The organism is Rubrimonas cliftonensis (assembly GCF_900107585.1).
In the GTDB taxonomy this organism is placed as follows: Bacteria; Pseudomonadota; Alphaproteobacteria; order Rhodobacterales; family Rhodobacteraceae; genus Rubrimonas; species Rubrimonas cliftonensis.
The window spans coordinates 142,042-148,871 of sequence record NZ_FNQM01000010.1; the positions used below are offsets into that span (position 1 = coordinate 142,042).

5 protein-coding genes are annotated in these 6,830 nt (G+C 71.7%); 3 read left to right on the plus strand and 2 right to left on the minus strand.

The genetic code is table 11. The features are described from left to right. Nucleotides 1–67: 67 nt before the first annotated feature. The gene (locus tag BLW43_RS15170) at nucleotides 68–1,450 is read left to right on the plus strand and encodes an aminotransferase class III-fold pyridoxal phosphate-dependent enzyme (protein ID WP_093254718.1); all 1,383 of its coding nucleotides are present in this window, start codon (nucleotides 68–70) and stop codon (nucleotides 1,448–1,450) included. Between the two features lie 159 nt (nucleotides 1,451–1,609). After that, complete coding sequence (locus BLW43_RS15175; protein ID WP_093254719.1) at nucleotides 1,610–2,515, plus strand: hypothetical protein; 906 nt, start codon at nucleotides 1,610–1,612, stop codon at nucleotides 2,513–2,515. A 42-nt stretch (nucleotides 2,516–2,557) separates the two neighbouring features. On the opposite strand, the gene BLW43_RS15180 is transcribed toward BLW43_RS15175, so the two are convergent. Beyond that, on the minus strand, nucleotides 2,558–4,351 hold the full coding sequence (locus BLW43_RS15180) for an ABCB family ABC transporter ATP-binding protein/permease (RefSeq protein ID WP_093254721.1): 1,794 nt from the start codon (nucleotides 4,349–4,351) through the stop codon (nucleotides 2,558–2,560). A gap of 53 nt (nucleotides 4,352–4,404) precedes the next feature. Continuing rightward, nucleotides 4,405–5,733, minus strand: coding sequence for a LysM peptidoglycan-binding domain-containing protein (locus tag BLW43_RS15185; RefSeq protein ID WP_093254723.1), 1,329 nt, complete (start codon nucleotides 5,731–5,733; stop codon nucleotides 4,405–4,407). A 151-nt stretch (nucleotides 5,734–5,884) separates the two neighbouring features. Between BLW43_RS15185 and BLW43_RS15190 the strand changes: the two genes are divergently transcribed. Continuing rightward, complete coding sequence (locus BLW43_RS15190; RefSeq protein ID WP_093254724.1) at nucleotides 5,885–6,478, plus strand: LOG family protein; 594 nt, start codon at nucleotides 5,885–5,887, stop codon at nucleotides 6,476–6,478. The last annotated feature ends 352 nt before the right edge of the window (nucleotides 6,479–6,830 follow it).

The window sequence follows — 6,830 nt, forward strand, 5'->3', positions numbered from 1 at the left end:
CGCATTCGGCCGCACCTTCGCCCGCCGCGCCGCTATGCTCGCGCGCATCCGGCGACAGGAGCAGGCGATGCTGACGAACGACGTGCTGGCGGCGTGGGACCGCGAGAGCTTCTTCCACCCCTCGACCCATCTCGGCCAGCACGCGCGCGGCGAAGCGCCGGGCCGGGTGATGCGGACCGCCGAGGGCGTCCACGTCACCGACCGCGACGGCGTGCGGCTGCTCGACGCCTTCGCCGGGCTCTACTGCGTCAATGTCGGCTACGGCCGTCAGGAGATCGCCGAGGCCATCGCCGAACAGGCCCGCGAACTGGCCTACTATCACGCCTATGTCGGCCACGGGACCGAGGTCTCGATCCGCCTTGCGAAGATGATCATGGACCGCGCGCCCGACCACATGGCGCGGGTCTATTTCGGGCTCGGCGGCTCGGATGCGAACGAGACCAACGTCAAGCTGGTCTGGCACTACAACAATCTGCTCGGGCGGCCGGAGAAGAAGAAGATCGTCTCGCGCTGGCGCGGCTACCACGGCTCAGGGCTGATGACCGGCTCGCTGACGGGGCTGAAGCTGTTTCACGAGCGGTTCGACCTGCCGCTCGCGGGCGTTCTGCACACGGAGGCGCCGTATTTCTATCGCCGCGCGAACCGGTCGATGGACGAGGCCGCCTTCTCCGCCCACTGCGCCGCCGAACTTGAGGCGATGATCCTGCGCGAGGGGCCCGAGACGGTCGCGGCCTTCATCGGCGAGCCGGCGCTTGGCACCGGCGGGCTCGTCCCGCCGCCAGAGGGCTACTGGGCGGCGATCCAGGCGGTGCTGGAGAAATACGACGTCCTGCTCATCGCCGACGAGGTGGTGACGGGCTTCGGCCGGCTCGGCGCGATGTGGGGTTCCGAGCTCTACGGGATGCGCCCCGACCTCATCACCATCGCCAAGGGGCTCACCTCCGCCTACGCGCCGCTCTCGGGCTCCATCGTCAGCCGGCGGATGTGGGACGTGCTGGCGAAGGGCACGGACGAGCACGGCCCGATCGGCCATGGCTGGACCTACTCCGCGCACCCCGTCAGCGCCGCCGCGGGCGTGGCCAACCTCGAACTGCTCGACCGGCTGGAGTTGATCGAGAACGTCCGCGCCGTCGGCCCGACATTGATCGAGGGCCTGCGCGGCGCGCTGGCCGACCACCCCAATGTCGGCGAGATCCGCGGCGAGGGCCTGCTGGCGGCGTTGGAGCTCGTCGAGGACCGAGGCGCGAACGGCGACGCTCCGGTCTTCTTCGACCCCGCCCGCAAGATCGGCCCGGCCGTGGCGGCGGCGATGCTGCGTCGCGGCGTGATCTCCCGCGCCATGCCGCAGGGCGACATCATCGGCTTCGCGCCGCCCTTCTGCCTGACGGCGGCTCAGGCGCGGACCGTCGTGGCGGCGACCGTGGAGGCCGTGGCCGAAGTGCTGGGCTGACGCCTCGCAGAGCGGCGCAGAGCGCGCCTCGGCCGCCGCCTTGTCTTGCATCCGGTTTGGACGCACGCTCCGCGGTGGCGCCGGGCGCGGCCCGCCGCGCTGCGACGCGGCGCGCGCCGGCTGCGGGGCGACAGCCTTCGGCGCTGGAGGATATCGGCGATGGCGTGGACGATCCGGCTGACCAGCAAGGTCAGCCTCTGCGCGTCGGAAACCGAGGCGCTCGATCCCGGGCCGGAGACCTGCGTCACGGGAGAGATGCGCGAGAAGATGAAACAGGCCGTCGTGATCGCCCGCTCGATGGCGCTCGTGGCCAGACAGGCGGTCACGCGCCACCGCGATCTGCCGGAGGTCTTCGAGACCCTCAACAAGTACTTCAATCTCGGCTCCGACGACCCCAACCACGCCCGGGTGTGCAGCCGGATCGCGGACGTCTACACCCGCGTGCTGAGCGGCATGGACGGCGGCTACCGGATACGGGCGTTCGCCTCGGAAGCCGTGTATCTCGGCAAGTCGCTCACCGGCACGCGGGCATTCGTGCCCGGGCAGCTTGCGAAAGGCGGCGAGGCGCTCGGCCGCTTCTTCCAGGCCGCCGACGACGGCGGCCATCTCGACTGGGACAGGATGCAGGAGTTCGCCTATGCGGGGTCGAGCGTGGCGCCCGAGAAGCGCGAGATCCACCTCAGCCTCTCCGTCATCCGGGACGACCCGCCGGAGGACATCGCCCGCACGCTTGTGCACGAGTCTACCCATAAATGGGCCAACACCGACGACGTCTGCTACAAGCACAGCACCGTGGCGAAGCAGATGTCGAGCGACGGCGAGACGTTGCAGGCGCTCGTCCGGCAGGGCTTCTCCTACGGCGCCGCGCTGGAGCCGAAGGAGCACAAGGCCCGCGTGACCTTCGTGAAGTATCGCAAGGACGGAAAGGGCCCCATGTCGATCCCGGCCTATCCGAAGAACAAGTTCGTGGCGTCCAAGGAGGCGTGGATCAACAACGCCGACAGCTACGCCTGGACCGCCAGGCGGCTCTGGAAGAAGTGCGAGACGATCTTCCGGATCGGCTGACCCCGCCGCGCCGGGGCCGCGGCGTCGTCGCGGCCCTGCATCTCAGGCCGGCTCGCTCTCCTGCTGGAGGCGCCACATGGCGGCGTAGCGGCCGCCGCGGGCGACCAGGGCGGCGTGGGTTCCGCGCTCCACCACCTCGCCGGCGTCGAGCACGATGATCTCGTCGGCGTCGGTGACGGTCGAGAGGCGGTGGGCGATCATGATCACCGTGCGGTCGCGGCCGAGCTGGCGCAGCTGGTCCTGGATCTCCTGCTCGGTCTGGCTGTCGAGCGCCGAGGTGGCCTCGTCGAGGATCAGGATCGGCGGGTTCTTCAGGATCGTGCGGGCGATGGCGACGCGCTGCTTCTCGCCGCCGGAGAGCTTCAGGCCCCGCTCGCCGACCTGGGTTTCGTAGCCCTGCGGCAGGCGCTCGATGAAGCCGTGGATGGCGGCGGAGCGCGCGGCGGCCTCCACCTCGGCGCGCGTGGCGCCCTCGCGACCATAGGCGATGTTGTAGCCGATGGTGTCGTTGAACAGCACCGTGTCCTGCGGGACGACGCCGACGACGCTGCGCAGCGAGGCCTGCGTCACGGCGCGGATGTCCTGGCCGTCGACGCGGATGGCGCCCGAGGTCGCGTCGTAGAAGCGGAACATCAGCCGCGAGATGGTGGATTTGCCCGCGCCCGAGGGCCCGACCACCGCGAGGGTGCGCCCGCCCTGCACGCTGAACGAGACGCCCTTCAGGATCGGGCGGTCGCCGTCGTAGCCGAAGCGCACGTCGTCGAACGCCACCGCGCCGCGGCTGACGACCAGCGGCGCGGCGCCGGGGGCGTCGCGGATCTCGGGGTTGGCGTCGAGCAGGCCGAACATCGCCCGCATGTCGACCAGCGCCTGCCTGATCTCGCGATAGACCGTGCCGAGGAAGTTCAGCGGCATGGTGATCTGGATCATGTAGGCGTTGACCATGACGAAGTCGCCGACCGTCAGCGCGCCCTGCGTCACCCCGATCGCGGCCATGCCCATCACCAGCACCATGGCGGCGGTAATGATGACCGCCTGACCGGCGTTGAGCGCGGCCAGCGAGGTCGCGGTGCGCACGGCGGCGTCCTCGTAGCCGGCCATGGCGCCGTCGTAGCGCGCCGCCTCGCGCCGCTCGGCGCCGAAGTACTTCACCGTCTCGAAGTTGAGCAGGCTGTCGACGGCTTTCTGCGCGGCGTCCTGATCCTCCGCGTTCATCTTCTCGCGGATCTTCACCCGCCATTCGGTGACGGCGAAGGTGAACCAGACATAGAGGCCGATCGCCGCGACCACGACGAGACAGTAGCGCCAGTCGAAGGCCAGCAGGAAGATCAGCGCGACCATGCCGAGTTCGAGGATCAGCGGCGCGATGCTGAACAGCAGGAAGCGCAGCAGGAAATCGACCGCCTTCACGCCGCGTTCGATGACACGACTGAGCCCGCCGGTCTTGCGGCTGAGGTGATAGCGCAGCGAGAGCGCGTGTATGTGGCCGAAGGTCTCCAGCGCCAGCCGGCGCAACGCGCGCTGGCCGACCCGGGCGAACACCGCGTCGCGGGCCTGGGTGAAGCCGACGCCCAGAAGCCGTGCGGCGCCGTAGGCCAGCACCAGCCAGACGGGAACCGAAAGCAGCGCAGCCTCCCGGCCGGCGCCGGCCTCCAGCCCGTCCACGGCGAACTTGAACGCCACGGGCGTCAGCACGGTGGCCAGCTTGGCGAGCGTCAGGAACGCCAGCGCGGCGATGACGCGCGCGCGCGCCGCCTTGTCGCCGGCCGGCCAGAGATACGGGGCGACGCGGCGGACGATGGCGAGATCGGACGCGTCTGACGGCGCCTGCTGCATGGCTGCGGCTCCCGTGGCGATGGAGGGGACTTGGCGACGAGCGTGGGCGGAAGCTAGGGTGTTCGATCGGGGATGGCGAGGACCTGGCCAGGATAGATCAGGTCGGGGTCGCGGATGCGGCCTGCGTTGGCCCCGTAGATCACCGTGTAGCGCGGGCCGGCGCCGTAGACGTTCTGCGCCAGCGCCCACAGCGTGTCGCCGGGCTGCACGATGATCTCTCCGGGGCCGGGCCCGGCGGTGACGGCCTCCCGGCGGAAGGGCGATTCGACGACGAACTCGACGCGGCCCTCCTTCGACAGCGCCTCGACCCGCAGCGTGTAGGCGCCCGGCGCAAGGCTGACGCGGGAGCGCGCGGTCCAGCGCCCGTCCGTCGCGACCTGCGTCTCGGCGACCATCAGGGCGTTGGCGAAGACGCGCAGGGGCCGCAGCGCCTCCCCGCGCCCGCCGAGCTGCACCGAGCCGTCCTCGGCGTAGGTCACGACGTCGAGGGTCACGATCTCGTCGGTCGGCCGCTCGGGCGCCTGGAGCACCGCGACGCCCTGGGCGGTGGGCTGGACGATCGTCGGCCGCCCCAGGCCGGGTTCGGCGTCCGCGTCGGTTCCGACCGCGGGCGCAAGGAAGGCCGGCGCGCCGGTGACGCGCCCGCCGCCGTCGCCCGCGGCGCCGGGGGCCTGCGGAGCCGTGGCGGCGATGTCGAGCCGCTGCAGCGCGGCGCCCTTCGACGCCTGGCCGAAGGCGACGAAGCCGCCGTCCTCGCCGGCCTGCGCGCGGGCCACGACGGCGCCATCGATCAGGATCTCCACCTCCGCCCCGGCCTCGGCCACGCCGGCGAAGAGCGCCGAGCCGTCCGGCTCCACGCGCACCACGTCGAAGCGGGGCGTCGCGGCGGCGTCCGGAAACTCCGCCTCGGCGTCGCCGGCCCCGCCGGCGAGAGGCTCCGCGCCGCCTTCAGCCTCGGGGTCCGGCGCCGTGGGCGGCCCGGCTTGCGGCCCGGCGACAGCCGTCTCGACCCTCTCCTCGGGACGCCCGTCCGGTTCGGCGGCCGGTTCGGCGGTTTCCGGCGGCGCCAGGGAGCGGTCGGGGGCGCCCGTCAGCGCAAGCGCGACGGTCTCCGCGGTCGACCCCGTCTCGCGCGTCCGGGCCGCTGCGGCGACCGGCGCGCGCGCGTCGGCGGCGGGGGGCGCGGCAGGGGATTCGGCGTCTTGGGGTGCTGAGGACGCCGCTGCGAGCGGCTCCAGCGCGGCCGGCTCCGGCATGACCGTCGCCCGCTGCGGCGCAGGCGCCGGACCGATGTCGAGCGGACGTTCGGGCGCCAGCAGAAGCAACCCCGCGCCGAGCGCGAGCGCGACGAAGGCCCCGAGCGCCGTTTTCGCCCAAGCCATCGCGCCCAGCCTCCCTGCAAGCGCCAGGACGCACCCCGCAGCCTGTGCGTCACCAAACCATCATGTGTGTTTAACTCATTGCTGCGCCGCCTTCAAATGCGTCGCAGCGAGAGGTAGAAGCATCGCACCGCCGCCATCGGGAGCGCCCACCATGCCGCAGGACGTCAGCCGGCCCAAGCCGCCGCCGAGCATCGCCGCCGTCTGCGTCTATTGCGGCGCGCGCCACGGCCGCGACGCCGCCTTCACCGAGGCCGCGCGGACGCTCGGCGCCGGTCTCGCGGGCCGGGGGCTCTCGCTCGTCTACGGCGCCGGCGACGTAGGCCTGATGGGCGAGGTCGCGCGGTCGGCGATGGCGGGCGGCGGCCGGGCGCTGGGCGTGATGCCGCGGCGGCTGATGGAGATGGAGGTCGGCAAGCGCGACCTCACCGCATTCGTGCTGGTCGACACGATGCACGAACGCAAGAAGGTGATGTTCGCCAACGCCGATGCGGTGGTCGCGCTGCCCGGCGGCGCCGGCACGCTCGACGAATTCTTCGAGGTGCTGACCTGGCGCCAACTCGGGATGCACGCCAAGCCGCTGATCCTGGTGAATGTCGAGGGCTTCTGGGACCCGTTGCTCGCGCTTCTGGACCATGTCGTCGCGCAAGGCTTCGCGGACCCGAGCGTTCGCGACGTCGTCACCGTCGCCCCGGACGCCGAGGCGGCGCTGGCGATCATCGACGCGCGCAACGAGCAGGGCGCCTAGGTCGAACGGGACGGAGCGGCCGGCTGTGCCTCGCCGCGCGCGTCGGACGGACGTCGATCTTCGGCGGCTAGGCTGCGCCGCGTTTGGCGGCGCGCCGGCGGCCCCCCGCGGGCCAAGCAAGCCCCGCACCTGAAAGGCGCGAGGCCGCCGTGACGGACGATGCTGCGAGCGGGCGCGTGGCGACGCATCGTGACGGCGAGCGGCGCCGGGACCGGGGCAACTGATCTCGTCACTGAACTCTGACAAGAGCAGGGGTGTGAACCGCGCCGGGTCTGCCGGAGGCTCCAACTTCTGAGTAGGATGGCGCCCCATGAGCAAGACGACGAACAAGTTCTCCCCTGAGGTCCGCGAG